Genomic DNA, 26,024 nt, shown 5'->3' with positions numbered 1-26,024 from the left:
ACACCCATGGCAACGCTTGAAATCCGAGACCTGCACGTCACCGTCGAGGCCGACAACGCCACGAAGGAGATCCTCAAGGGCGTCGACCTCACCGTGAAGCAGGGCGAGACGCACGCCATCATGGGCCCCAACGGCTCCGGCAAGTCGACCCTCGCCTACTCGCTCGCGGGGCACCCGAAGTACACGATCACCGGCGGCACCGTCACCCTCGACGGCGAGGACGTCCTGGAGATGTCCGTCGACGAGCGCGCCCGCGCGGGCCTGTTCCTGGCGATGCAGTACCCGGTCGAGGTCCCCGGCGTCTCGGTCTCCAACTTCCTCCGTACGTCCGCCACCGCCATCCGCGGCGAGGCCCCCAAGCTGCGCACCTGGGTGAAGGAGGTCAAGGAGACCATGGAGCGTCTCCACATGGACCCGGCCTTCGCCGAGCGCAACGTCAACGAGGGCTTCTCCGGCGGTGAGAAGAAGCGCCACGAGATCCTCCAGCTGGAGCTGCTGAAGCCGAAGGTCGCCATCCTCGACGAGACGGACTCCGGTCTGGACGTCGACGCCCTGCGGGTCGTCTCCGAGGGCGTCAACCGCGTCCGCGAGACCGGCGAGGTCGGCACCCTGCTGATCACGCACTACACGCGCATCCTGCGCTACATCAAGCCCGACTTCGTCCACGTCTTCTCCGCGGGCCGGATCGTCGAGTCCGGCGGCGCCGAACTGGCCGACAAGCTGGAGGAAGAGGGCTACGAGGCATACACGAAGGGTGGAGTATCAGCGTGACGCAGCTGCCGGGCCTTCTCGACACCGAGGCGCTCCGCAAGGACTTCCCCATCCTGGACCGCCAGGTCCACGACGGTAAGAAGCTCGTGTACCTGGACAACGCGGCGACCTCGCAGAAGCCGCGCCAGGTGCTCGACGCCCTGAGCGAGTACTACGAGCGCTACAACGCCAACGTCCACCGCGGTGTGCATGTGCTCGCCGAGGAGGCCACGGCGCTGTACGAGGGCGCGCGCGACAAGGTCGCCGCCTTCATCAACGCGCCGAGCCGCGACGAGGTGATCTTCACCAAGAACGCCTCCGAGTCGCTCAACCTCGTGGCCAACATGCTCGGCTGGGCCGACGAGCCCTACCGCGTGGACCACGAGACCGAGATCGTCATCACGGAGATGGAGCACCACTCCAACATCGTGCCGTGGCAGCTGCTGGCGCAGCGTACGGGCGCGAAGCTGAAGTGGTTCGGTCTCACGGACGACGGCCGGCTCGACCTGTCCAACATCGACGAGATCATCACGGAGAAGACGAAGATCGTCTCCTTCGTGCTGGTGTCCAACATCCTGGGCACGGTCAACCCGGTCGAGGCGATAGTGCGCCGCGCGCAGGAGGTCGGCGCACTGGTGTGCATCGACGCCTCGCAGGCCGCTCCGCACATGCCGCTGGACGTGCAGGCACTGCAGGCCGACTTCGTGGCCTTCACCGGCCACAAGATGTGCGGCCCGACCGGCATCGGCGTCCTGTGGGGCCGTCAGGAGCTGCTGGAGGACCTGCCTCCGTTCCTCGGCGGCGGCGAGATGATCGAGACGGTGTCGATGCACTCGTCGACGTACGCCCCGGCGCCCCACAAGTTCGAGGCGGGCACCCCGCCGATCGCGCAGGCGGTCGGACTGGGCGCGGCGATCGACTATCTGTCCTCGATCGGCATGGACAAGATCCTCGCCCATGAGCACGCGCTCACCGATTACGCGGTGAAGAAGCTCGGCGAGGTCCCCGGTCTGCGGATCATCGGCCCGACAACGGCCGAGGACCGGGGTGCGGCGATCTCCTTCACCCTCGGTGACATCCATCCGCACGACGTGGGCCAGGTCCTCGACGAGGAGGGCATCGCGGTGCGGGTGGGTCACCACTGCGCACGGCCGGTCTGCCTGCGGTACGGAATTCCTGCGACCACGCGAGCGTCGTTCTATCTGTACTCCACGCCGGCCGAGATCGACGCTCTGGTCGACGGCCTGGAGCACGTACGGAACTTCTTCGGCTGAGGGGTTGGCGAGCGAGCGGATGAAGCTGGATTCGATGTACCAGGAAGTCATCCTGGACCACTACAAGCACCCGCACGGGCGTGGTCTCAGGGATGGCGACGCCGAGGTGCACCACGTCAACCCGACGTGCGGCGACGAGATCACGCTGCGCGTGAAGTACGACGGCACGACGATCAGCGACGTCTCCTACGAGGGGCAGGGCTGCTCGATCAGCCAGGCCTCGGCCTCCGTGCTGAACGACCTCCTCGTCGGCAAGGACCTGGCCGACGCGCAGAAGATCCAGGAGACCTTCCTGGAGCTGATGCAGTCCAAGGGCCGGATCGAGCCGGACGACGAGATGGAGGAGGTGCTGGAGGACGCGGTCGCGTTCGCCGGTGTCTCCAAGTACCCGGCACGGGTGAAGTGCGCTCTCCTGAGCTGGATGGCGTGGAAGGACGCGACGGCCCAGGCCCTGGGCGGAGCCGACGCCGAAAGGAAGACGGCATGAGCGAGACCGTTGAGATGAAGCCGGCCTCGGAGGAAGAACTCCGCGAGGCCCTGTACGACGTCGTCGACCCCGAACTGGGCATCGACGTCGTCAACCTCGGCCTGATCTACGGCATCCACATCGACGACGCGAACATCGCCACGATCGACATGACCCTGACCTCGGCGGCCTGTCCGCTGACGGATGTCATCGAGGACCAGGCCAAGTCCGCCACGGACGGCCTCGTCAACGAACTGCGCATCAACTGGGTCTGGATGCCGCCGTGGGGCCCCGACAAGATCACCGACGACGGGCGCGAGCAGCTTCGGGCGCTCGGGTTCAACGTCTGAGCCCCACTGATCGGAACGAACGGCGACGCCCGCGGGGGGCGTCGCCGTTCGTCGTGTACGGGGCGTAGGACCTTCTGCCGGCTCGGGCCCGTCAGCTCAGGTCCGCCGGCTCACGCCAGCCCGCCCACCAGCCGGAAGGCCGAGTCCGATTGATACAGGCCGCTGTACTGGTACGGATCGAGGCGAATGGTGAAGTCCTCGTGGCGCAGGAAGCGGCCCGGGTAGTTGACGGACTCCAGCATGATCGCACCGGACACCGACGAGGTGCGGGCGCAGAACGTGGCGTCCTGCTTGAAGAGGGACGAGCCGTCGTTCCGGTCCGCACGCAGGACGAAGTCGCGGTGGCGGAGGTAGCTGCCGTCGCTCGTGGCGAAGGAGTAGCAGGAGCCGTCGGCGAGGCCCCGGACCAGTTCGAAGGTGGAGTCCTCGCGGGATTCCGAGCCGCGGACCGGATCCAGCTTCACCTGGCCGCCGCTGAGGTGCCAGTAGCGGTCCGGGTAGTTGACCGAGCGGACCGAACGCCAGGGAGACGAGGGCTTGGCCGCCGACGAACTGGGGCGCGGCGCCGGGGACTCGGTGGCACGGGCCGGGGGAGCGGAGGCCGAGCCGTGCGGCTGCGGGGCGGTCGTGGCGGTGGGGCGGGCCGACGGCGTACCGCTCTTCCTGCCCGGACTCGGACTGCCCGGTGTCGCCGCGCCGCTGGTCGAGGCGCTGGCGTAGGAGATCAGGCCGGGGCCGGTCGGATCCGCGGTCTGCCTCCCGTTCTTCGCGGTTGACGTGGTGTCAGCCTGCTGGTCCGTCTGGGCGATCACTGTCACACAGGTGACGACGGTGGCGATGGCCAGCGCTCCGGCCAGCCACAGTCGACGGGTTCCCGGTACCCGGGTGTTGTCCGGATCCCAACCGCTCTCCCATGGCTCGTTCTGGGGGGATCGGGACTTTCTTACTGGCATGCGCGGTTCCTCCAGCGGCGCCCGGGGCGACGGCTGCGGCCGTGATGGGGAAGTTGATGAACGGTGAAACACTAGTGGAGCCGGTGAGTTCACGGCAGCCGTTTGAGGCGAGCGTTTTCCAGCCCCCGGGGTGGCCGGTTTCAGCCCCCCGGTGTGCGGGGGAAACTGAGCGGCGGCCGTTATGTACGCTCGTACACATGGGATACCTGCTGCTCGCCGCCGCCATCTCCGCGGAGGTCGCCGGGACGACGGCCATGAAGTACAGCGACGGGTTCAGCAGGCTGGTGCCGTCGCTGCTGACCCTCCTCGGCTACCTCGTCTCCTTCGTGCTGCTCGCGCAGACGCTCAAGACCGTGTCCGTCGGCACCGCGTACGCGATCTGGTCCGGTTTCGGCACGGCGGCCATCGCCGGGATGACCCTCGCCAAGGCCGTCGGTATCGCGCTGATCATCGTCGGTGTGGTGGTGCTCAGCCTGGGCGGCGCGCACTGATGGCCCGGCGGTACGACCCCGAGCGTCGGCAGCGGATCATCGACGCGGCGATCCGGGTCGTCGGGCGCACCGGCCTCGCCGGGCTGAGCCACCGCACCGTCGCCGCCGAGGCCGATGTGCCGCTCGGCTCCACGACGTACCACTTCGCAACGCTCGACGAGCTGATGGTGGCCGCGCTGCGACAGGCGAACGAGGGCTTCGCGAAGGTGGTCGCCGCGCGCTGCGGTCCCGCCGGACCCGGCGCCGACCTGGCCGCCGAACTCGCCGCGCTGCTGGGCGAGTGGCTGGCCGGCGACCGTACCGGCGTGGAACTGGAGTACGAGCTCTACCTCGCGGCGCTGCGCCGCCCCGCCCTGCGCCCGGTCGCCGCCGAATGGGCCGACGACCTCGCCGGCCGGCTCGGCCACCACACCGACCCGGTCACCGCACGGGCGCTCGTCGCGCTGATGGACGGCATCTGCCTCCAGGTACTGCTGACGGACACGCCGTACGACGAGGAGTACGCGCGGGAGGTGCTGGCGCGGGTGGTCGCCCGTCGGCAACCGGCGTGAGCCGGTCGGGCCGCCCGCGCCGCCGGAGATCCCGGACACCGCCCGGCACCTGAGACGCTCCCTTCCCTGGTTGGCCTCCGTGACCGCCCGCCGGTTAGGTTGCCCTCATGACCGACACGACTGCTCCTCGTTCCACCGGCGCTGTTGCCGCCGGGCTTGCCACCATCGCCGCCGACGGCACTGTTCTCGACACCTGGTTCCCCGCTCCCGAACTGGCGGTGGAGCCCGGCCCCTCCGGTACGGAACGGCTGACCGCCGAGCAGACCGCGCAGCTGCTCGGCGGCGGCGCGACCGCGGCGGTCGGGCCGGACGCCCGTCGGGGCGTCGAGGTGGTCGCGGTCCGTACGGTCATCTCCTCGCTGGACGAGAAGCCGGGCGACGCGCACGACGTGTACCTGCGGCTGCACCTGCTCTCGCACCGGCTGGTCAAGCCGCACGGGCAGAGCCTGGACGGCATCTTCGGCTTCCTCGCCAACGTCGCCTGGACCTCCCTCGGCCCGGTCGCCGTCGACGACATCGAGAAGGTGCGGCTGAACGCCCGTGCCGAGGGGCTGCACCTCCAGGTGACGAGCATCGACAAGTTCCCGAGGATGACGGACTACGTCGCCCCGAAGGGCGTACGGATCGCCGACGCCGACCGGGTACGGCTCGGCGCCCATCTCGCCGAGGGCACCACCGTCATGCACGAGGGCTTCGTCAACTTCAACGCGGGCACCCTCGGGACCTCGATGGTCGAGGGCCGGATCTCCGCGGGTGTCGTGATCGGCGACGGCTCCGACATCGGTGGCGGTGCCTCGACCATGGGCACGCTGTCCGGCGGCGGCAATGTGATCATCTCCGTCGGCGAGCGCTGCCTGATCGGCGCGGAGGCGGGCGTCGGTATCGCGCTGGGCGACGAGTGCGTGGTCGAGGCCGGGCTGTACATCACCGCCGGGACCCGCGTGACCATGCCCGACGGGCAGATCGTCAAGGCCCGTGATCTGTCCGGCGCCTCCAACATCCTCTTCCGCCGCAACTCGGTCACCGGAACGGTCGAGGCCCGCCCGAACAACGCGGTGTGGGGCGGCCTGAACGAGGTCCTGCACAGCCACAACTGAGGACGTCACCGCAGGCTGGTCGGCGTCGCCGGGGCCCGTAGCGCACACCGGTGCGGTACGGGCCCCGGCGCGTCGAGCCGGAAAACTTTCCGGAGGGTGGCATAGCGACGGGCCGCCGCACGCGTCACCAGGGGCACAGGGGCGGGGCACAGATGCCGCCGGGGAAGAGAAGGTGACGATGGATGCCGCGGAGCTGGAGAGTTTCCGGGAGTTCGTGGACAACAGATCGTCGGCGCTGCTGAAGACGGCGGTGCTGCTGTGCGGGGGAGACCGGCACGCCGGTGAGGATCTGCTGCAGAACGCGCTGGCCAGGGCGGCCGGCAAGTGGCGGCGGATCGAGGAGCCCGAGGCCTACGTGCGACGGATCCTCTACCGCCAGCAGGTCAGCCGCTGGCGGCTGAAATGGCGCGGCCGGGAGGTAACCGTCGCCGAGCCGCCCGAGACGGGACATGCGGGCGGGGCGGCCGCGGGCGGCACCGACGCGGCAGCCGCGGCCGAACTGCGGGTCGTCATGCGCGAGGCGCTGTCCCGGCTCACCGCCCGCCAGCGCACCATGCTGGTCCTGCGCTACTTCGAGGACCTGCCGGAGGCCGACGTAGCCCGGCTGCTGGGCTGCTCCGTCGGCACCGTACGGTCCACCACCCACCGCTCCCTCGCCCGGCTGCGCTCCCTCGCGCCCGAACTGGCCGCCCTGGGCCAGGCGGACGCCGAGGGGCGGCCGTCCCGTGACTTCTCACCCGTGGAGGTGCGCCCATGAACGTCGAGGAACTCATGCGGGACGCGATGCGCGAACAGGCCGCCGAACAGGCCCCGGCGCGACCGGGGTTCGCCGACCGGGTGCTGTCGGTGCGCCGGCGCCGCCGCACCCGCACGCTCGCGACCGTCGCCGCGGCCGTGGCCGCCGTGGTCGCCGTCGGGGTGGCCGTGCCGCTGCTGGACTCCGGCAAGGACGACGTACGTCCCGCCGGAATCGTCCAGCGGGGCGGGACCCACGCCCAGCCGGACCAGTCGCCGCCGCGCGACCTGATCGCGGCCGGGGACGCGGTGCTGGCCGCGTACTACACGGCGCACACCGTCGTGAAGAGCGACACCCGTGCCGTCTACGAGCGCACGTACACGCTCCTCGACCCGGACACCGGACGGTACGGGAAGGACACCCGCTGGTCCTACGTCGCTGTGGCCCCCGGGCTGAAGACTGCCGCCGTCCTGGAGCGGCAGCTGCCCGCCCGCAGGATCGGCCTGCTCGACCTGGCGACGGGGGAGGTCGAGCGGTGGATCCCGGTCGCATACGGCGTCGGCGCGGTCGCCTTCTCGTACGGCGGCGACAGGCTCGTCGCGACGACGTACGGCGAGAACCCCGACCTGCGGCGCAAGCAGACGGCCTCCACCCTCGAACACGGGAAGACCGTCGAACGCTGGATGTGGGCGCCCGCGCGGCCCTCGACCCGGACCGGGTTCTCCGTCATCGACCTGGCCTCCGGCAAAGCCTCATGGAGCCCGGTCACGTCCGGGCGTGACATCAACGCCCGCCAGGACTTCGCCTTCAGCCGGACCGGTGACCAGGTGTACACGCAGGTCCTCGGCGGCCGGGACGGTCTGCAGCAGTTCTACGACCTCAAGGGCGACAAGGCCGCCGCCCCCGCGGACGAGCGGTACCTGCGCTCGGACGTCGGTGCGCGACTGTCCCCGAACAGCAGGCTCGCCGCCCTCGGCCTGACGAAGGAGGTCGGCGGCACCCCCGGCAGGTCGTACTCCTCGATCCGTGATCCCCGTACGGGCAAGGAGATCACCAAGATCCGCGGAGCCGAGCTGCTCGCCTGGGCCGACGACAAGCGGCTCATCGCATGGGAGCGGGTGACGAGCCTGGAGGAGCCGTATCGGCCCCGGCTCGTGCTGGTCACCCTCGGCAGCGACAAGGCCGTACCGCTGAGCGGGGTCCGTGAGCCGGACAAGAACCTCGACCGGCAGGGATGGGAGCCCGTCTTCGCCCGCCGCTGATCAGCTCGCGGTGAGCGACTCGTACGCCGCCAGCAGCCCGTCGACCGTCTCACGGCCGGCGGGCCGCAGCGGTGCGCGGACCGGTCCCGCGGGCAGGCCCAGGGCGTTGAGGAGCCCCTTGACGGTGACCGCGCCGGGCAGGCCGGACGCCATCGTCAACTCGATGAGCCGCGTGGCGCGTTGCTGGAGGAGGGCGGCGCGGGCCGTGTCTCCCTCGTCGAACGCGTCCAGGACCGCGCGGAGTCGGCCCGGGACCACGTTCGCGACTGTGCTGACGTAGCCCGCGCCGCCTACCGCGTACAGGGCGAGGTTGTGCTCGTCGCAGCCCGCGTAGTACGCCAACTCGGTGCGCGACAGCACGCTTTGGGCGCCGAGGAAGTCGTAGGAGCAGTCCTTCACCGCCACGATGCCCGGGTGGCCGGCCAGGCGGATCAGGGTGTCGGGCTCGATGCGGGTGCCGGTGCGGGCCGGGATGTCGTAGAGGACGATCGGCAGCCCGGACGCGTCGGCGATCTCCCGGAAGTGAGCCTCCAACGCGTCCTGCGGAGGCCTGCTGTAGTACGGACTGACCACCAACAGGCCGTCCGCCCCGGCCTTTTCGGCCGCCAGGGCCAGCTCGACGGTGTGCCGGGTGTCGAAGGTGCCCACCCCCGCGACGATGGAGGCCCGCCCGTCCACCGCCTCGCGCACGGCCGTGATCAACGCGGCCTTCTCGGCGTCCGTCGTGGTCGGCGACTCGCCCGTCGTGCCGGACAGGACCAGCCCGTCACAGCCACCCCTCACCAGCCGGTCGGCCAGCACCTGAGCGCCGTCGAGATCGAGCGCGCCGGCGTCGGTGAAGGGCGTGATCATGGCGCAGAGGGCGCGGCCGAAAGGGCGAGGTGTCGTCATGGGGTCAGTGTCGGCACCTCATCGGCGAAGCTCCACTTAATTTTCCTACGACATCTGCGTAAGGAATGCTGAAGAATAGCCCGTCGTGTCCGGGCGGCAGGCCCTATGTCCAAGTCGGCCCCTCATGGGTCACCATGGCCAGGACGGTCACCGGCCCCTGGTCATGGAGGCGGAATGAAGCTCGGCAAGGCACTCGCCACCGGAGTCGCGGAAGAGCGACCGCAGGCCACCGTGGAAGAACCCGAACTCGAACTCGGCCTCGAACTTCCTGAAGAGATCAAGGAACCGCAGGCACCCGAAGAGGTCCCGGCCGCCCGATGAGGCTGCGGCTCCCCGAGGAACGCCCGACGGAGCCGCCGACCGGATACAAGATCGCCCACCCGGTGGTGTCCCAGGACGGCGCCCGGGCCGGGTTCACCGGTGTGTCGCTGGGCGGCGCGCTGCCGTACGGAGTCCTGGCCGACGCGTCCTGCGTGTACGGCCTGCGGCACCGGGCACCGCACCGCCGCTGCGACTGCGGCTTCCATTGTGTGCACGACCGCACGGTGGCCGAGGCGCTGCTGTGCACGGCCGAGCATCGCACGGCGGTCCTGCTGGAGGTGTCCGTGCTCGGCCGTTACCTCCGCTTCGAGCGCGGCTTCCGGTACGCCCGCCAGCGCGTCCGCACGGCGACCGTGGGCCCCTGCGCCTGCGGCGCGGCCGCCGCCGCCCTGGCCGACGCCGGCTGGGGCCGCCCCGGCCGGCGGGCGCTGGCCCCCTCCTGCGCGGGCTGCCTGCGCGGCCGTACGTCCGTCTCGCTCGCCGGATTCGCCCGGCTGGCCGGAGAGGGCCTGCGGGTGGTGGCCGGGAGCGGGGCGCTCCTGCCCGCGGGCGACATCGGCCCGCACGAAGGCCCCGGTGGCCCCGGTGGCCTCGGGGTGCCCGAACTCGCCGCGGAGGCGGCCCTGTTGCAGGCACGGCTCGACTGGTTCCAGGCCCAGCTGGCCCGGCTCGGCGAGCGCGGCGGCGGGGCCGGGCCGCAGGGGTAGGGCGCGCCCTCGCAGGGGTATCGAGGGCAGGTCAGGGTACCCGGAGGTTCCGATACCGAGAGGAGGCGGAACCGTGACCGGGACCACGGCCCAAAGGCCGGCACACGACGAACACCATTCGGTGGGCGAGCTCGTCGGACAGGCCACCGAACAGCTCTCCCGGCTCGTACGACAGGAAGTCGCGCTCGCCAAGGAGGAACTGGCCGAGAAGGGCCGCCGGGCGGGCCGCGGGGGCGGGCTGCTGGGAGCCGCGGGCGCCGTCGGCTACGCCGGGCTGCTCGCGCTGGCCGCCACGGTCGCCGCCGCGCTCTCGCTGGTGCTGCCCGTGTGGGCGGCGGCACTGATCGTGACGGGCGTGCTGTTCGCACTGGCGGGGGTGCTCGCGGTGACCGGCCGCGCCCAGCTGCGCCGGGCCACCCCGCCCACCCCCGAGGAAGCTCTGAACAGCGTGAAGGCCGACGTGGACGAGATCAGGGAGAGGGCGCACCGATGACGGACATGGACGGGACGGCACACGAGCACGAGCCGGGCGGCGAGGCCCCGCAGGAGGTCGGCGCCAAGGGGCCCGACGAACTGCGCCGCCAGATAGAGCGGACCCGGGGCGAACTCGGCGACACCGTCGAGGAGCTGGCCGGAAAGGCCGACGTCAAGGGCCGTGCCCGGGCACGGGCCGCGGACCTGCGCGACAGGGCCGGTGCGATGACGGTCCAGCTCCGCAGCACCGCGGCGCAGGCCGGTCACACGGTCCAGGACAAGGCCCATACGGTCCAGGACAAGGCCCACGCCGTGGAGCACACCCTCCAGCACAGGGCCCACACCGTGGAACGCAACCTCCCCGACCCGGTCCGCAACGCCGTCGAGGCGGGCCGACGGCATCCGCGGCCGGTGCTGGTCGCCGGGGTGGCCGCGGGCGTGGGCGCGGTCGTGGCGGTGGAGGTGCTGCGGCGGCGTCACGGGCGGTGACCGCGGAGAGCGGCGCCGGGGTTGCCCTGAGGGGTGACGCCGGCGCCGCTCGCCTCCTCCGGACGACCGTGGCGAGGCCGGACCAAAGCCGGGTTGCTGACGATTTCCACCCGGTGCCGCGCATCGTGTGAGGCGACGCGCGGCCTCAGCACCTGTCAGAGCACCTCAGTGCGAGGAACGGCAGATGTCGCGGTGGGCGACGTCGAGGACGAAGCGTTCGGGGTGGTGCAGTTGCTTCGTCGTGTAGGAGGGCTTGCTGTGGAACGCGGCCCCGAAGGTGACGACACCCTCGAAGTCACCAGTCAGTGCGAAGCCCTTGAGCTTCGGCAGATCCGGCTTGACCAGGCGCGGGCCCTTGTAGACGTTCTTGCCCGCGTCGTTGTGGGCGGCGGCTGGGGAGAGCTTGATCTCCAGGAAGTGCTTCCCGGCCAGCGGGACCTTCTTCCCCGAGCTGTCGTAGCGGAGTTCCTTGACACGCTGGACGGTGGTCGGCGGCAGTTTGCCCTTGACGTCGACGACGACCCGGTCGAAGGTGCAGTGAGCGGCGATCCTGGCGTTGACCACCAGACTCGTGGACGGTGCCGGGGATGCGGTGGCGGCAGAGGTCGACGCCGCGGTGCCGGCCAGGAGCAGTGCGCTCGCGGAGACGGCGATGAAGCGATGGCGGCTGTACATGACGCCCCCTTGTGAGACGTCGGGGACCAGTGGTCCCGGTATGAGACGTATCTCAGGATCATACGGCTGCGTGCGGCACTACGCGCCGGCGCCGGCATAACTTCTTCGATCCCCCCCCGGAACTGCTCGGCGGCCGGCTGGAGGGGTCGGCCGTAGTGCGGCGTCATCATGCCTGCCGGCTGATCACTTCGCCTGGGCGAGGCGGAGCGCGTCGGGACCGACAGGGAATCCCAGCCGGCCGGTCGTGTCGTGCACCGCCCTCCACACCGCCCGGACACACCCCGCTGAAGGGGCAGCCACCCGCCGGCCGCGTCGCTGACCTCTCCGGGCGGTGGCCCCTAGGACACCTTCGGCTGCTTCCCCCGCGCCGCCCGCAGCCGGGCCGGCCACGTGCGGGTGTCCCTGGGTTCCACGTACGGCTCTTCCGTCGGGGGCAGGCCCTCTCGGATGATCGCGCGTTCGCGGGCCAGTTCCGCGTCGAACTCCAGGCCCAGCAGGATCGCCAGGTTGCTCAGCCAGAGCCAGACGAGGAAGACGATCGCGCCGGCGAGGGTGCCGTATGTCTTGTTGTACGTCCCGAAGTTGGCGGCGTAGAGGGCGAAGCCGGCCGACGCTGCGAGCCAGATGAGGGTGGCGAGGACACTGCCCGGGCTGATCCAGCGAAAGCCTCGGCCACGGACGTTGGGGGCCGCCCAGTACAGCAGGCCGATCATGATGATCACCAACAGCAGCAGCACCGGCCACTTCGCGACGCCCCACACCGCGATCGCCTCGGCGCCGAACCCGATCGTCCTGCCCGCCCGCTCCGCCAGCGGCCCCGTGAACACCACGATCACCGCGCTCGCCGCCAGCATCAGCATCAGTGCCACGGTCAACGCCAGCCTCAATGGCGTCAGTTTCCACACCGGGCGGCCCTCCGGGAGGTCGTACACCGCGTTGGACGTGCGGATGAACGCGGCGACGTACCCGGAGGCCGACCACAGTGCGAACAGCAGACCGAGGACGGCCAGCACACTGCCCGTGCCGCCGCTGTCGCCGAGCTGGACCACCGCGTCCCGCAGGATGTCCCGGGCGGGCCCCGGCGCGAGGTCGCCGATGTTGTCGAGGATCTTGTCCGTCGCGCGCTGTCCCACCACTCCCAGCAGGGACACCAGCAACAGCAGTGCCGGGAACAGCGACAGGACGCTGTAGTACGTCAACGCGGCCGCACGGTCGGAGAGTTCGTCGTCGAGCAACTCCTTCGACGTGCGCCGCAACACCGCCCACCACGACGGCGCGGGCAACGCCGAAGGGCTGTCCTTGTCGGCCTTCTGGGCTTTCTCGGTCTTCACGGTCTTTCCGGCCTGCGCGGCCTTCTCCTCCATGACCTGGCGAGTCTCCCGAATTCGCCGCCCGAATCGGGGAGTTGACCTCAATCTCGGTTGAGGTTGAAGGGTGGTCGGTGCACACACCGTGCTCCCGTTCCCGTACCGATCGACGGAGGCCACCATGACCCGCCGCACCGACACCCACCCCGACCTCACCCGTCCCGACGTCGGCGCCCCCTTCTTCAGCACCTGGCGGGTGGGCACGCCCGAGCGGCAACGGCAGACCGTCGAGGCCATCGCCCGCACCTGGGAGCGCCGGCCCTGGCCCACCGCCGGTCTGCTCGGCTACCACGTGTACACCGGGCATGACGGCACCACCCTGCTGCACCACTCCCAGTGGGCCAGTGAGCAGGAGTTCGAGGCCTTCGTCAAAGTCCACCGGCAGGAGCGGGTGGACGAGATCGACACGGCGGTGCCGGGGATCGAGCGGGTGGGGCTGGGCCGGTACCGGCGCTACCGCAGTGGCGTCCGCGAGGACGGGCCCGCCCGGGTGCCGGGATGCGTGGTGATCGTCGACGTCGAGTTCGACGGGCCCGATGCCGAACGGCAGCGTGCCTGGGTCGACGCCGTCTTCGAGGCGCTGGAGAGCGAGCCGAACCAGCATCCCGGCGGTATCTCCGGCCACTTCCACCTCAGCACCGACGGCACCAGGGTCCTCAACTACGCCGAGTGGGAGAGCGCCCAGGCGCACATCGACGCCCTCGCCGCACCCGGCGACGGGATCGGCTCGGCCACGGCCCTGTGGCAGCGCGTCCAGAGCTGGCCGGGGCTGAAGAGCAGCACGGTCAGCCGGTACGAGCATGCCCTCGGGCTGATACCGGACTGATCACCGCCGACAGTCCGGCGACCCGCCGGCAACCGACAACTCCGACCGTCTGGACAAAAAAAGTTTTCGGTGAGACGGTGGTCCCATGCTGGACGTGACCGTGATCGAGGACCCCGAGGCCGCAGCCGTCTCACTGGACCCCATAAGGGGGCGGCTGCTCGCCGAGCTGGCCGCCGGACCCGCGTCGGCCGCCATGCTGGCCGGCAAGGTCGGACTGCCCCGGCAGAAGGTGAACTACCACCTCAAGGCGCTGGAGCGGCACGGCCTGGTCGAGCTGGCCGGGGAGCGCCGCAAGGGCAACGTCACCGAGCGGCTGATGCGCGCGACCGCCGCGTCGTACGTCATCTCGCCGCTCGCCCTCGCCTCCGTGCAGCCGGACCCGGACCGCTTCCGGGACCAGCTGTCCGCGCGCTGGATGCTCGCGGTCGGCGCCCGCCTGGTGCGGGACGTCGGCTCGCTGATCACCGGCGCCACCAAGGCCCGCAAGCGACTGGCGACGTTCGCGCTGGACGGCGAGGTGCGCTTCGCCTCGGCCGCCGACCGGGCCGCGTTCGTCCAGGAGCTGACGGCCGGCGTGAGCGCGCTGATCCGCAAGTACGACGCCCCGGACAGTGAGGGCGGCCGCGACCACCGGATCGTCGTGGCCGTCCATCCCACGGTCAAGGACCAGCAGCCCGCCCCGGAAATCGACGCAGAGTAAGCACTCACCGTAAGCAGGAGTCCGCCATGTCCAAGGAATTCGAGATCGTCCGCGAGTTTGAGGTCGACGCCACGCCGGAGGAGGTCTGGGAGGCGGTCACCCACGGCACCGGTGGTTATCTGTGGCCGATGGAGGCCCCGGAGCCCCGCGTGGGCGGCGCGGCGGCCTTCGGGTCCACGGTCACCGCCTGGGACCCGCCGCACCACCTCACCATCCGCAGCGAGGACGTCGGCTTCTCCGTCCAGAGCCTCAACCAGCTCGAGCACACCATCGAGGCCCGCGACGGCGGCCGCCGCGCCTGGGTGCGTTACGTGCACAGCGGGATCTTCACCGACGACTGGGACAACCAGTACGACGGCGCGAGCAAGCACACCGACTTCTACCTGCACACCCTGCGCGAGTACCTGACCCACTTCGCGCCCCGGCCCGTGGCGTTCGCGACGCTGAACGGCCCGGAGAAGTCCACCGCCGCCGACGCCTTCGCCGCCGTCGGCCGCGCGCTGGGCCTGGCCGACGGCACCGCCGCGGGGGAGCGGGTACGCGCCCAGGGGCCCGACGGGCGGGCGCTGGACGCCGTACTCGACTACCGGGACCCGTACTTCATCGGGCTGCGCACCGACCACGCGCTCATCCGCTTCTTCGGGCGCAACCACTGGGGTGCCCCGGTCGGCGTCAGCGTCCACGACTTCGCCCCGGACGCCGACGCCAAGGCGAACGAACTCGCCTGGCAGGGCTGGATGGACGGGGTGTTCAGCCGGCCCTGAGGCGCCTCGCCGGAACGGGTTACGGCTGGAACCGCAGCACCTGCGGGTCGTGGTCGCTGATCTGGTCGTGGAACTCCGAGTTGATGTGCACGCTGTCGTACTCGAAGTCGCAGCCGCGCCGGATCGACGGACTCACCAGGATCTGGTCCAGGACCTGGCTGTTGCCCTGGTAGTCGTAGGTGTACCGCTCGCTCTTCGGCAGCGACTTGATCGCCGACCACAGTTCGCCGTCGCCCTCGAGGATCCTGACGGTGCCGGAGAACTCGAAGTCGTTGATGTCGCCGAGGGCGATGACGTCCGCGTTCTTCTGCTTGGCCAGGATGTCCTTGACGAACCCGTTCACCAGCGCCGCCTGCTGGTGGCGCTGGGTCTCGGAGCTGCGCACCGGCGGCTGGTACTGCGCGGTCAGTCCCTGGTCACCGCCCTTGGAGTTGAAGTGGTTGGCGATCACGAAGACCGTCCGGCCGCGGAAGACGAACTCACCGGCCAGCGGCTTGCGGCTGCTGGCCCAGGCGGCGTTCGCCGGGTCGATCCGGCCGGGGGAGACGGTCAGCGCGGCCTTGCCGTGGTCCGTGGTGACGCCGACGGCGGTCGTGGCGTCGCCGCCCGCGCGGTCCGTGAAGGACACCCGCTCCGGGTTGAACAGGAACACCTGGCGGATGTTGCCGCCCGGTTCGCCGCCGTCCGCGTTGTTCACCGGGTCGATGGAGCGGGACTCGTACCTGGGGCCGCCCGCGGCGACGATCGCGTCGATCAGCTTGGTCACCGTCCGGTCGGCGGCGACCGTGCCGTCGTTCTGCGCGCCGTTGTTGTCCTGGATCTCCTCCAGCGACACGATGTCGGGCGACTTCAGGTTGTTCACGATCGCGGAGGCGTGCTCCTCGAAGGTGGCGTCGGCCGGGTCGAGGTTCTCGACGTTGTACGTCGCGACCGCCAGCTCGCCCCTCTTCTGCTTCTCGGTGCTCTCGCGCTCCAGACCGGCGCTCCTCAGCGTGCCGATCTGGTTCGCGACCAGGGTGTAGCCGCCGAACTGGTTGTAGTCCAGCGGGCCCGTGGTCGTGCCGGTGAGGGTGTCACCGACGTTCGCGACCGGGAAGGCGGCCGTCGAGCCCAGCGACTGGATCTGCAGCCGGCCCGTGTTCTGGGAATCGTAGGAGCCGTAGACCGTGCCACCGCGGCGGTCGCGGTTCTCGTACGACTTCACCGTGACCCACAGCTCGGTGTACGGGTCGGTCGCGGTGACCACGCGGGCGTCGGCGACCTGGACGTTCATGCCCTCCAGGGACTCGTAGTAGTCCAGGGCGTACGTCGACGGCCGCAGCGGCAGCGCGTTGACCGAGCCGTTCGCGGCCGCGTCGCCCGCCGGGGCGTAGGCGCTCGGCACCGACCTCGCGGAGACGACGGTGGCGGCCGGGACCGCGTTGCCGCTGGAGACGACGGTGACCGTCGGCTTGGTGATCTCGGTCAGCGACTGGCTGCCGGAGGAGGTGCCGCCGGGGACGTACTCCGAGACCGTGCCGGAGACGGTCACCGCGTCACCGACCGCGACCTTCGGCGTGGAGCCGGTGAAGACGAAGACGCCTTCGCTGGTGGCCGGGTCGGCGTCCGGGTCCGGGTCCTGCATCCAGAAGCCCTTGGAGGAGCCGTACGTGCGCACGCCGGTGACGATGCCGGTCACGTCGGTGACCTGCCGGCCGGCGTACGGCGATATCCGGGTGCTGCCCTGGATGTCGTGGATGCGCACGGAGTCGGCGTGCGCGGGGGAGGTGAGGACGACGGTCGAGGCCGCGGAACAGACGGCGGCGACGGTGAGCGCGGCGAGACGCGCGGAAGACTTGCTCGGCAACGGGATCCCTCCGGGGACGTACGTGGGCGCCGGGACGAGGGTGGTGCGTGGAACGGCGGGAGCGCGACCGGTGGGGCGGTGGCGACGCGCGTAGAAAACACAGTGAACAGGCGTCCAGCAGACTTCTACGCGCGTCAATCTCCTGCCAGGTCACGTCAGTTGTCAAGGTTTCGGCCATGTACGGGCGCCGGCCGGCAGATGAACCGGGCGGCATGGGTGGAAATCCGTCTAGGCTGAGTGGCTGAGTGGTAGGACGCGTCCCTAGGAGAACCAGCCGATGTCAGACAGCTCCCCCTTGCCGCCGGTACGGCTGCACCCCGAAGCGGAGCTGGCGCGGGACGCGCTGTCCACGCCACTGCTGTCGCGGGCCGCGCGGCTCGCCCGCTGGGCCGGCCCGGACACCCGCGTCGACGCCGGGGGCGGGCTCGTCGACGAGCAGCTGCCCGCCGCGGCCGAGGTCCTCGGGCTGAGCGGGGACGAGGCGGCGGGTTACGCGAGCGAGGCCTGGCGGGTCGCCGTCGACACCGGGCTCGTCGGGGTCGTCGACGAGGAGGCCGGCACCGTCGCGACCGGCGAGGACCTGACCCTGCTCACCGAGGGCTCCCCGCACGACGTGCTCAGCGTATGGCTCGGGGCGCTGGAGACCGTCCTGGCCGACGCGAGCGTGCCGGACCTGGACGACCTGGTCGACGCGATGGACTCCGGCGGCGAGGTCGACTTCTCCGCCCTGGACTGGGACCCCGAGGCCGAGGCGGAGTTCCTGGAGGGCGTGCTCGCCAACCTGTACCTGCTCACCGCCTCCGGCGACGGGACCGGCGACAGTCCCGTGCCGCTGCCGGCGCTGGCGGCCTCGATGATCGTGCCCAGCGACATGGGGGAGCCCACCAACGACGTGCTGGAGCAGGTCTCCGACGCGATGATGCGGCTGGACGACCAGTTCCGCCTCCTGGAACCGGCCGGACTCGTGGCGTACCAGCCCGTCGACGAGGCGCTGATGGCGGACACCGAGGCGGAGCCCCCGGCCCCCCTCGACGAGACCGACGTCGCCCGCTACGGCATGGTCAGTCTGACCCCGCTCGGCCTGTACGGACTGCGGGCACGACTGCTGGAGGCCGGCTTCGAGGCGCCCGCGGTCGGCGACCTCGCGGACAAGGGCGCCGACGCCCTGCTCGACGGCACGGCGACCTTCCCGCCGACGGCGGCCCAGGCCGAGACGGAACAGTGGCTGGCCCGCCGCGAACCCCTCGCCGCGGCACGGGAGTTGCTGGCGGCGGCGCGCGGCCTGGACGCGGGCGGCCCGCTGCGGCGACTGCTGTGCCAGCAGGCGCTGTCCCTGGTGGGCACCGAGGCCGAACCGGCCCTGCGGGAAGTCCTCGACGACCCCGAACTGGGCGGGCTGGCCCGCGTCTGGCTCACCGAGCGCGGCGCCCCGGACGTCCCCGCGCCCTCCGAGGACCTGGTCTTCTGGCTGACCGTCGACACGGTCGCCGCCCAACTGGCCGCCGAGGGCAACTCCGACGAGCTGAGGGACCTCGTGGCGGGCCTGGCCCAGCAGCACGGCGGCTTCTTCGCGGCGGCCTGGCGGGTCGACCACCCGGCCACGGCGGACGTACTGGAGGCGATGGGACGGCTGCATCCGGACAAGCGGATCGCCAAGGAGGCCAGGAAGGCCGCGTTCAAGGCGCGGTCTCAGCAAGGGGGTTGAGGGGCAGGGGGGCCCAGCGCGGCGCGTGCGGCCCCCTGCTGCCGCTGGGTTGCTTTGTCCGGGCGAGGCGAACCCGTTTGGTTCTCTTGGGACTGTGCGTACGGGTTCATGGAAGAGGGTCCCGTGACGTCGCCCGGTGTTCAACCGGCGTTCAGGCGTGGGCGGGACGGTGGCGCGGACCGAGGTCCGCCACCCTCCACGGCACATCCACCGTCACAGGAGACACCATGTCGCTCACCCGCAGGGACTTTGCCAGAAACTCCGCGATCACCGGTGCCGGTGTCGCGCTGGCGGGCAGCGTCGGAGCCCTCGCCACCGCACCCAACGCCCTCGCGTCCACGGAGACCGCCGCGGAGACCGAGGCCGCCGCGGGGGAATCGGCCGCGCACGGCGGTGTCGGGTACGGACCCCTGCTCCCCGACCCCAAGGGCCTGCTCGCGCTGCCCGCCGGGTTCAAGTACCGCGTCATCACCTACAGCGGTAAGACCAAACTGGAGTCCGGCGAGATCACCCCGTCCAACCACGACGGCACGGCCACCTTCTGCGGTCCGCGCGGCGCGACCCTCCTGGTCAACAACCACGAGCTCAAGGGGCCGCGCGCCGGCTGGAAGTACCCGGTGCCGCTGACCGAGGGCCTCGTCTACGACCCCGCCGCCTCCGGTGGCTGCACGGTCGTCGAGGTCCGCCACGAGCATGTCGCCGAGTGGGTCGGCATCGCCGGCACCTCCACCAACTGCGCGGGCGGCACCACCCCTTGGGGCACCTGGCTCACCGGCGAGGAGACCGAGGACAAGGCCGGCCAGAACGGCATGACCAAGGACCACGGCTACATCTTCGAGGTCGACCCCGAGGACCGCCGCGCCAACCGGGACCCCAAGCCCGTCAAGGCGTTCGGCCGGTACGCCCACGAGGCGGTCGTCATCGACCCCAAGCGCGGCCACGCCTACCTCACGGAGGACGCCTCCGGCCCCAACGGCCTGCTCTTCCGCTGGACCCCGCCGGAGGGCTTCCACCACGGCCGCGGCAAGCTGCGTACCCTCGCCGACGACGCGGGTGTCCTGCAGGCCTTCAAGTGCTTCGACTCGGGCGGCAAGTTCGTCGACGACCTCTCCCGCGCCACCAGGATCGGTACGGTGTACGGCGTCGACTGGGTCGACGTTCCCGACCGCGACGCCAAGACGGTCTCCGTCCGCAAGCAGTTCACCGACGGCCAGGTCACCCGCGCCCGCAAGCTGGAGGGCATGTGGTGGGGCGACGGCGGCGCGTACGTCGTCTCCTCGTACGCCCGTGAGGAGAGCCCCGTCCAGCACGACGGCCAGGTCTGGTTCTACGACCCCAAGCGCCGCACCCTCACCCTGAAGGTCCTCCTCGGCGTCAACCCCGACCCGTCGGCGGACGGCGCCTTCGACGGCCCCGACAACATCACCGTCTCCCCCTACGGCGGCCTGGTCATCGCCGAGGACGGCGAGGGCGTCCAGCACCTGTTCGGCGCCACCGACAGCGGCCGCACGTACCCCATCGCCCGCAACGAACTCAACATCGGCACCGAAGAAGAGCCGGAATACAGCGAGTTCACCGGCGTCACCTTCTCGCCCGACGGCCGCACCCTGTACGCCAACATCCAGACGCCGGGCATCATGCTGGCGATCACGGGTCCCTGGAAGCGGCAGAAGCGCGGATAACCTTGCGCGGGACCACTTTCGAGGGATCTCATCAATGAAGCGGTCTCCCGTCGTGCTGCCAGAAAATAACGTGCCCACGAGGTACACCTGTTCTGGTTGTGGGCGGGAGGCTGTGTTGGCAGGCCAATTCCTCGGCGGGATAACCGAGACGAGTCTTGTCTGAAGGGTCGACGGATCGGCGATACCCATCGGACAGGTGGCAGCTCAGCGGTGTTCAGTGCTCTCCTATGACAAGCAGTGGGACACCAGGCCGGTGCGGTACGGGCCCAACCAGGGGCCACGAGATCACTGGGTTACTTCGTTGGTGCCATGCTCGGCGACGGTGGTATGACGTCGTGTACACGGATGGATGCGTTCGACTGCGAGTCAATCCCCGCGGAACCTTGCAGGGGTCGGTGGAATTCGCGACTGTATCCAGGCGACTCGCCGAGCAAGTGTCTGACATGCTCTTGAGGCTTGGGGTGACCAGTCTGATCCGGGAGTGAGCTCCGCGCGTAAACGCAGAAGGTCGTTTTTCCCGTGCCGGCTATCAATTCGTGAGTCGGCGGACCTTGTATGAAGTCGAGGTGAGTCGGGCGACGGCCGTCGTGAGGTTGAGTGGTCTGCTGAAGCTTCGAATCGGGTACAAGGCTGATCGGCTCGCGGAGCTCGTGGCTCGCGTAGGGCATGTGGAGTCAACGCGTACAGCGCGCTGTTCCACCGGACGCGCCGGATGCTCTCCTGGTCGGCACACCCCGAAGCGTGGGGCGGTCCGCGCGTACCTACACCAGCGGGTTCAGCCGCAGCGTGAAGATCTGGAAGGGACGCAGCGAGAGTTCGACCCGCTGCTCCCCGACCACCTCGTACGCCGCGGAGGTCTCCGCCAACGGGCGCTCCAGCAGGTCGACGGCCACGGCCGAGGCAACCGGGAACCCGGCGGCCAGGCAGAGCCGTGCCCGCTGTCCCAGCGCCTCGTACAACCGCACGACCACCGCACCCGACTGGTCGTCGGCGAGCTTCACCGACTCCACGACCACCGAGTCGCAGTCCACCGCGACCAGTGGCGCCACCACCGCCGCACCCGGCACCGAACGCTCCGGCAGGTTGATCCGGTACCCCTCCCGCACCGCCTCCGCGACACCCGCACCAGGGACGAAGGCGTACCGGAACCGGTGTACGCCCTGGTCGGTGTCCGGGTCGGGGAAGCGCGGCGCGCGCAGCAGGGACAGCCGTACGGTCGTCGTCGTCCCGCCGTCCTCGCGCACCGTGCGGGTGACGTCGTGCCCGTACGTCGAGTCGTTCACCACCGCCGCCCCCCAGTCCCGCTCGCCCACGTGCAGGAAGCGGTGGGCGCAGATCTCGAACTTGGCCGCGTCCCAGCTGGTGTTGGTGTGCGTGGGGCGGAACACGTGCCCGAACTGCGTCTCGGCGGCCGACCGGTCCGCGTGCACGTCCACGGGGAAGGAGGCCTTGAGCAGCTTTTCCCGCTCGTGCCAGTCCACCTCCGTGTCGATGTCCAGCCGCTTGGCGCCGGTCCGCAGCACCAGCGACTGCTCCACGCGCGAGGAGCCGAAGGAACGGACCACTCGTACAGCCGCCTGCGTCGGATCGTCCTTGTGGGTGAGCTGAATCTCGTCGGCCTCTGTCAGGTCCGTGACGGTGTTGCGGTAGAACGCGTCCACGTCCCAGGCGTCCGAGTCGTTGGGCAGGTCCGGGTGGACCTGGAGCAGGTTGGCCGCGCTGCCCGGCGCGACCGCCTCACGCATGGCGGCGACGTCGTACACCGAGGTGACCAGACCGCGCTGGTCCACCGTCACCCGCAGCAGGCCGTTGTCGAGGACGAAACCGCCTCCCGGCCGCTCAGCGGCGGAAACCGCCTGGCCGGCGGGCCGGTGCGCCGCCGGTGCGCCGCCCATGGCCGGGACACCGCCCCGCTCGTGCGGGGCCGCGTTGAACACTACCGTGCCGCCCGCGTCCGGGCCGGCTCCCCCCGCCAGCGCCCGCTGCGCGGCATCGATCACCGCCTCCAGTTCCTCGGCCACCCGGGCATACGTCCGGCGGGCCTCACGGTGCACCCAGGCGATCGACGAGCCCGGCAGGATGTCGTGGAACTGGTGCAGCAGCACCGTCTTCCAGATCCGGTCCAACGTCCGGTACGGGTACGCGAAACCGGTCCGCACGGCCGCCGTCGCGGCCCACAGCTCCGCCTCTCGGAGCAGTGCCTCGCTGCGCCGGTTGCCCTGCTTCATCTTCGCCTGCGAGGTGTAGGTGCCACGGTGCAGCTCCAGATACAGCTCGCCCACCCACACCGGCGCGTTCGGGTACTCCGCCTGGGCCTTGGCGAAGAACTGCGCGGGCTTCTCGATCTCGACCCGCGGTGCGCCCTCCAGGTCCCGCAGCCGTCGCGCCCGGGCGAGCATCTCCCGGGTCGGGCCGCCTCCGCCGTCGCCGTAACCGAACGGCACCAGCGAGCGGTTGGCCGAGCCCTTGTCCCGGAAGTTGCGTACCAGGTGGGCCATCTCCTGCCCGGAGAACTCGGAGTTGTACGTGTCCACCGGTGGGAAATGCGTGAACACCCGGCTGCCGTCCAGCCCTTCCCACCAGAAGGTGTGATGCGGGAAGGAGTTGGTCTGACTCCAGGAGATCTTCTGGGTCAGGAACCACTTCGACCCGGACAGCTTCACCAGCTGGGGCAGTGCGGCGGTGTAGCCGAACGAGTCGGGCAGCCACACCTCCTCGGTCTCGATGCCGAATTCCTCGAGGAAGAACCGCTTGCCGTGTGTGAACTGCCGAGCCAGCGCCTCCCCACCGGGCATGTTGGTGTCCGACTCCACCCACATCCCGCCGACCGGTACCAACTGTCCGGCCGCCACCTTCTCCTTCACCCGGGCGAAGATCTCCGGGCGGTGCTCCTTCATCCAGGCGAGCTGCTGTGCCTGCGACATGGCGAAGACGAACTCCGGGTGGTCGTCCATCAGCGCGGCCACGTTGGTACAGGTACGCGCCACCTTCCGCACCGTCTCCCGCAGCGGCCACAGCCACGCGGAGTCGATGTGCGCGTGGCCCACCCCGGACACCCGGTGGGCCGACGCCGCGGCCGGGGCGGTCAGCGCGGGAGCCAGCCGCTCCCGTGCCGCGGCCGCGCTGCCCGCGATGTCGTCCAGATCGAGGGCGTCCAGGGAGCGTCCGACCGCGCGCAGCAGGTCCCAGCGGCGCGTGGTGTCCAGCGGTAGTTCACGCATGAGCTGGCCCAGCACGTCCAGATCCTGCGCCAGTTCCCAGACGACCTGGTCGAGGACCGCGAGATCCGCCCGCCGCAGCCGGTAGAGCGGCTCCGGCGGGGCGGTCTCGTGGTCGCCGAGCAACGTCACGGGACCTGCGATCAGCGGATTGGCCGCGGCCTCGACGTACAAGGTCACGGACTCGCCGCCGTCCGCCGGCGCGGCGATCCGCACCGCGGTGCTGCGCGGGTGCAGCCCTTTCACGGCCGTGCCGTCCGGCCGGTACACCAGACCCTCCGCGGAGAAGCCGGGGGTGTCGGAGCCGAAGCCGAGATCGACCACCGCCTCGACCTGCCTGCCCGCCCACTCCTTGGGCACAGCCCCGGTCAGCCGGAACCAACTGGTGCCCCACGGCCGGCCCCAGATGTCACCCACCCGGGCGGGCCCGTACGGCGCGGCCAATCCCTCGGTCACCGGCACCGGCTCTCCCGGTGCGTGCCACACCTCGACCTCCAGCGGTACGCGCAGCCGGTGGACGGCGGGGCGGATCCGCTCCCGCAGCACACGGTCGAGACGGTCCTCCACCAGCTTCCGGTCGTCGTGCATGAAACACTCCTTGCGTTCGAGGGGGACAAACCTGTGGGACCGAACCTGTGGAACGCCGGTGGAACGGATCCGGTGGAATCTCGCGGTCGCGGTCGCGGTCGCGGTCGGGGACGACGAGACGCGGTGAGCGAGAGGACAAGGGGCCCGCTGCGTCGATCCGTCCTCAGCGGGCGCGGTTGCGGACGATGAGGTCGGTGAACGCCCGCGGTGTCACCACCTCGACATCGGGACCGAGCCCGTCCACCACTGTCCTGATGTCGGACAGGGTCTTGGTCCAGCAGTGCACCAGGACGAGCGTGTAGCCGTCGGCGCTGGTCGGTGCGGCCGGCCTGGAGTTGATGTTCCGGATCAGGTCCTGTTCCTCGGTGAGACCGGCCCACAGCACGTCCCGCTGGGCGATCACCGGTTTGCCGTTCACCCAGCTGATCCGGCCGCTGATCCGGTCGGTGTCGCCGTATCCGAAGAAGAACAGGGCGTCGATGTTCGGCTGTCGGAGGTAGGCCGACCACACGTCGGTGCGGTCGAAGCTGTCCTGGTCGTCGAGGATCTCGGAGATACGCATGTCTCCGGCGGCCATGTACGCGTTCAGCCGGTCGGTGAAGAGAGCGAGGTCGTCGGGCGGCATCTTGGCCGGGAAGACGTATCCGGAGCCGCTCGGCCCCGCGATGAAGCAATCGCTTCCCGCGCCGCGTGAGGCGTTCTCGTAGTACCAGCGCATCGCCGCCGGAGCCAGATCGACCAGGGACGGGCTGATGCCGTAGCCGATGTCGAAGCGGCCGCGGTCGGGGTTGCTGAAGTACTGCTGAAGTCCCCACAAGTTCCAGGCGACGTTGTCGCCGTCGCTGATGACGAACGACACATAGTGCTTGTTCCGGGTCTCAGGAGCGGCCAGTGGCTTCTGGGTGAGTCCCTCGTTGCCGTGGACGGCGCTCAGCGCCGAGAGGTTGGGTGCCAGGTCCGACGGGATGGACGTGACGCCGCACTGTGATGCCTGCGCGACCATGTCGTACTCGCTGTTGCCGTATCCCATCAGTGCGGCACCCGGCTTCAGGGCGCCGAGGACCTGCGCACGCCAGTCGGTCACGCCGTCGTAGAAGGTGAACGCGTCCGTCATGGCTATGTAGTCGCGCTGGTGGTAGAGGATGGACGGGTTCAGCTCCGCGGCCGTCGTCCGCGAGAACAGCCGGCTGTGGCTGTCATAGGCCCACTTCTCCGTCCGGCCGGTGACGTCGAGGACTTGGCGTCCCAGGCCCAGGGCCCGGACCTGGGCCTCCTGGGAGACGTCGACGGGGAGGGCTCGCAACGGCCCGCTCAGCGACGAGGCCACGTTGACGGACGGCGGATTGCCGGCCAGGTCGTAGAGGACGTAGCCCGCGAGGTTCTGCCGGAAGCGCTTCAGCAGGGCGGGCCAGGTGGGGAGGCTGTCGTCGAGCAGGACGCCGTACTCGGTGTGCAGGAAGTCCTTCCAGACGGCTCCCGGTCCGCCCTCGTCGATGAAGATGTGTTCCGAAGAGGTCCTGGCGACCAGGCCCTGGAGCGCGGCCACCAGCACCCGGTCCGCGTCGCTGGTGAGGTTGCCGGACGGAATGACGTCGAGCCTGCGCAGGGTCGTGCCCTTGGGCAGGGCGATGCCGCGCGCGGCGCTCACCGCGCTCGCGTCGGCGGCGCCACCCGCACCGGGCACCGCGGCGGCCGCGCTCCGCGGGACGGCCAGCGGGGCGGCGGCGGCCAGCGCTGTCAAGCCGAAGGTTCTCCTACTGATCACAGGTGCTCACCGATTTCTCTCAGGAGGCCCGGCAGCCGTACCGGGAAACAGGCCCGGCGGGGATGTGCCTGAGCGC

26 protein-coding genes are annotated in these 26,024 nt (G+C 70.5%); 19 read left to right on the top strand and 7 right to left on the bottom strand.

All coding sequences use genetic code 11. From position 1 onward, the window contains the following. Positions 1–6 precede the first annotated feature (6 nt). From sufC to ACIBK3_RS00915, 4 genes are read left to right on the top strand one after another with little or no spacing between them, the layout of a single operon-like run. Positions 7–771 (top strand): Fe-S cluster assembly ATPase SufC, encoded by a 765-nt coding sequence (gene sufC / locus ACIBK3_RS00930; RefSeq protein WP_399360509.1) that lies wholly within the window; start codon positions 7–9, stop codon positions 769–771. Further along, positions 768–2,024 (top strand): cysteine desulfurase, encoded by a 1,257-nt coding sequence (locus ACIBK3_RS00925; RefSeq protein ID WP_399360507.1) that lies wholly within the window; start codon positions 768–770, stop codon positions 2,022–2,024. The genes sufC and ACIBK3_RS00925 overlap by 4 nt, the downstream gene beginning before the upstream one ends. Positions 2,025–2,043: 19 nt before the next feature. Further along, a complete protein-coding gene (gene sufU, locus ACIBK3_RS00920; protein WP_399360505.1) occupies positions 2,044–2,511 on the top strand; it encodes a Fe-S cluster assembly sulfur transfer protein SufU in 468 nt (155 codons plus the stop codon). Further along, positions 2,508–2,840, top strand: coding sequence for a metal-sulfur cluster assembly factor (locus ACIBK3_RS00915; RefSeq protein WP_037743875.1), 333 nt, complete (start codon positions 2,508–2,510; stop codon positions 2,838–2,840). The genes sufU and ACIBK3_RS00915 overlap by 4 nt, the downstream gene beginning before the upstream one ends. Positions 2,841–2,950: 110 nt before the next feature. Here the strand turns inward: ACIBK3_RS00915 and ACIBK3_RS00910 are convergent, their stop codons facing one another. Beyond that, a complete protein-coding gene (locus tag ACIBK3_RS00910; protein WP_399360503.1) occupies positions 2,951–3,793 on the bottom strand; it encodes an AbfB domain-containing protein in 843 nt (280 codons plus the stop codon). A gap of 197 nt (positions 3,794–3,990) precedes the next feature. Here ACIBK3_RS00910 and ACIBK3_RS00905 point away from each other — a divergent pair, with 197 nt between their 5' ends. The 5 genes from ACIBK3_RS00905 (at position 3,991) to ACIBK3_RS00885 (ending at position 7,930) form a co-directional block, all read left to right on the top strand. Next, positions 3,991–4,284, top strand: a complete 294-nt coding sequence (locus ACIBK3_RS00905; RefSeq protein WP_399360501.1) for a DMT family transporter — start codon at positions 3,991–3,993, stop codon at positions 4,282–4,284. Further along, positions 4,284–4,835 carry a TetR/AcrR family transcriptional regulator gene (locus ACIBK3_RS00900; RefSeq protein WP_399360499.1) on the top strand — a complete coding sequence of 184 codons (552 nt, stop codon included), beginning with the start codon at positions 4,284–4,286 and terminating at the stop codon, positions 4,833–4,835. Before ACIBK3_RS00905 ends, ACIBK3_RS00900 begins: the two co-directional genes overlap by 1 nt. 107 nt (positions 4,836–4,942) lie before the next feature. Next, a complete protein-coding gene (dapD, locus tag ACIBK3_RS00895) occupies positions 4,943–5,932 on the top strand; it encodes a 2,3,4,5-tetrahydropyridine-2,6-dicarboxylate N-succinyltransferase (RefSeq protein WP_399360497.1) in 990 nt (329 codons plus the stop codon). A 178-nt stretch (positions 5,933–6,110) separates the two neighbouring features. After that, a complete protein-coding gene (locus tag ACIBK3_RS00890) occupies positions 6,111–6,689 on the top strand; it encodes a SigE family RNA polymerase sigma factor (protein WP_399360495.1) in 579 nt (192 codons plus the stop codon). Continuing rightward, positions 6,686–7,930, top strand: a complete 1,245-nt coding sequence (locus tag ACIBK3_RS00885; protein ID WP_399360493.1) for a WD40 repeat domain-containing protein — start codon at positions 6,686–6,688, stop codon at positions 7,928–7,930. The genes ACIBK3_RS00890 and ACIBK3_RS00885 overlap by 4 nt, the downstream gene beginning before the upstream one ends. Here the strand turns inward: ACIBK3_RS00885 and dapA are convergent, their stop codons facing one another. Continuing rightward, positions 7,931–8,821, bottom strand: a complete 891-nt coding sequence (gene dapA, locus ACIBK3_RS00880) for a 4-hydroxy-tetrahydrodipicolinate synthase (RefSeq protein WP_399360491.1) — start codon at positions 8,819–8,821, stop codon at positions 7,931–7,933. A gap of 174 nt (positions 8,822–8,995) precedes the next feature. Here dapA and ACIBK3_RS00875 point away from each other — a divergent pair, with 174 nt between their 5' ends. The 4 genes from ACIBK3_RS00875 to ACIBK3_RS00860 all read left to right on the top strand — a co-directional run bounded on the left by ACIBK3_RS00875 (position 8,996) and on the right by ACIBK3_RS00860 (position 10,812). Further along, positions 8,996–9,142 carry a hypothetical protein gene (locus ACIBK3_RS00875; RefSeq protein ID WP_399360489.1) on the top strand — a complete coding sequence of 49 codons (147 nt, stop codon included), beginning with the start codon at positions 8,996–8,998 and terminating at the stop codon, positions 9,140–9,142. After that, on the top strand, positions 9,139–9,849 hold the full coding sequence (locus tag ACIBK3_RS00870; RefSeq protein WP_399360487.1) for a hypothetical protein: 711 nt from the start codon (positions 9,139–9,141) through the stop codon (positions 9,847–9,849). Before ACIBK3_RS00875 ends, ACIBK3_RS00870 begins: the two co-directional genes overlap by 4 nt. Positions 9,850–9,922: 73 nt before the next feature. Next, positions 9,923–10,342, top strand: a complete 420-nt coding sequence (locus ACIBK3_RS00865; RefSeq protein WP_399360485.1) for a phage holin family protein — start codon at positions 9,923–9,925, stop codon at positions 10,340–10,342. A 5-nt stretch (positions 10,343–10,347) separates the two neighbouring features. Next, positions 10,348–10,812, top strand: a complete 465-nt coding sequence (locus ACIBK3_RS00860; protein WP_399362028.1) for a DUF3618 domain-containing protein — start codon at positions 10,348–10,350, stop codon at positions 10,810–10,812. A 165-nt stretch (positions 10,813–10,977) separates the two neighbouring features. Here the strand turns inward: ACIBK3_RS00860 and ACIBK3_RS00855 are convergent, their stop codons facing one another. Both ACIBK3_RS00855 and ACIBK3_RS00850 read right to left on the bottom strand, forming a co-directional pair. Beyond that, positions 10,978–11,487: a hypothetical protein gene (locus ACIBK3_RS00855; protein WP_399360483.1), complete on the bottom strand. Its 510-nt coding sequence runs from the start codon at positions 11,485–11,487 to the stop codon at positions 10,978–10,980. A 338-nt stretch (positions 11,488–11,825) separates the two neighbouring features. After that, entirely contained in the window at positions 11,826–12,851 is a 1,026-nt protein-coding gene (locus ACIBK3_RS00850; protein WP_399360481.1) for a YihY/virulence factor BrkB family protein, read from the bottom strand. Positions 12,852–12,975: 124 nt separating this feature from the next. Between ACIBK3_RS00850 and ACIBK3_RS00845 the strand changes: the two genes are divergently transcribed. The 3 genes from ACIBK3_RS00845 (at position 12,976) to ACIBK3_RS00835 (ending at position 15,144) form a co-directional block, all read left to right on the top strand. Beyond that, positions 12,976–13,680 (top strand): antibiotic biosynthesis monooxygenase, encoded by a 705-nt coding sequence (locus ACIBK3_RS00845; RefSeq protein ID WP_399360479.1) that lies wholly within the window; start codon positions 12,976–12,978, stop codon positions 13,678–13,680. A gap of 85 nt (positions 13,681–13,765) precedes the next feature. Continuing rightward, on the top strand, positions 13,766–14,380 hold the full coding sequence (locus ACIBK3_RS00840; RefSeq protein ID WP_399360477.1) for an ArsR/SmtB family transcription factor: 615 nt from the start codon (positions 13,766–13,768) through the stop codon (positions 14,378–14,380). Between the two features lie 26 nt (positions 14,381–14,406). Further along, the gene (locus ACIBK3_RS00835) at positions 14,407–15,144 is read left to right on the top strand and encodes an SRPBCC domain-containing protein (RefSeq protein WP_399360476.1); all 738 of its coding nucleotides are present in this window, start codon (positions 14,407–14,409) and stop codon (positions 15,142–15,144) included. 19 nt (positions 15,145–15,163) lie between these two features. Here ACIBK3_RS00835 and ACIBK3_RS00830 read toward each other — a convergent pair whose 3' ends face one another. Continuing rightward, positions 15,164–16,990 (bottom strand): endonuclease/exonuclease/phosphatase family protein, encoded by a 1,827-nt coding sequence (locus ACIBK3_RS00830; RefSeq protein ID WP_399360474.1) that lies wholly within the window; start codon positions 16,988–16,990, stop codon positions 15,164–15,166. Positions 16,991–17,267: 277 nt separating this feature from the next. Here ACIBK3_RS00830 and ACIBK3_RS00825 point away from each other — a divergent pair, with 277 nt between their 5' ends. The 3 genes from ACIBK3_RS00825 to ACIBK3_RS00815 all read left to right on the top strand — a co-directional run bounded on the left by ACIBK3_RS00825 (position 17,268) and on the right by ACIBK3_RS00815 (position 20,862). Then, a complete protein-coding gene (locus tag ACIBK3_RS00825) occupies positions 17,268–18,695 on the top strand; it encodes a hypothetical protein (RefSeq protein WP_399360472.1) in 1,428 nt (475 codons plus the stop codon). 227 nt (positions 18,696–18,922) lie between these two features. Next, positions 18,923–20,377, top strand: coding sequence for an alkaline phosphatase PhoX (locus ACIBK3_RS00820; protein WP_399360469.1), 1,455 nt, complete (start codon positions 18,923–18,925; stop codon positions 20,375–20,377). 227 nt (positions 20,378–20,604) lie between these two features. After that, positions 20,605–20,862: an LAGLIDADG family homing endonuclease gene (locus ACIBK3_RS00815; RefSeq protein WP_399360467.1), complete on the top strand. Its 258-nt coding sequence runs from the start codon at positions 20,605–20,607 to the stop codon at positions 20,860–20,862. Positions 20,863–21,138: 276 nt separating this feature from the next. Here ACIBK3_RS00815 and ACIBK3_RS00810 read toward each other — a convergent pair whose 3' ends face one another. Together ACIBK3_RS00810 and ACIBK3_RS00805 are read right to left on the bottom strand one after the other, a co-directional pair. Beyond that, complete coding sequence (locus tag ACIBK3_RS00810) at positions 21,139–24,183, bottom strand: alpha-mannosidase (RefSeq protein ID WP_399360465.1); 3,045 nt, start codon at positions 24,181–24,183, stop codon at positions 21,139–21,141. 163 nt (positions 24,184–24,346) lie between these two features. Further along, entirely contained in the window at positions 24,347–25,924 is a 1,578-nt protein-coding gene (locus ACIBK3_RS00805; RefSeq protein WP_399360463.1) for a GxGYxYP domain-containing protein, read from the bottom strand. Between the last annotated feature and the right edge of the window lie 100 nt (positions 25,925–26,024).

Source organism: Streptomyces sp. NPDC050287 (assembly GCF_044459385.1).
Taxonomy (GTDB): domain Bacteria; phylum Actinomycetota; class Actinomycetes; order Streptomycetales; family Streptomycetaceae; genus Streptomyces.
This window is presented reverse-complemented; position numbering and strand designations above follow the sequence as displayed.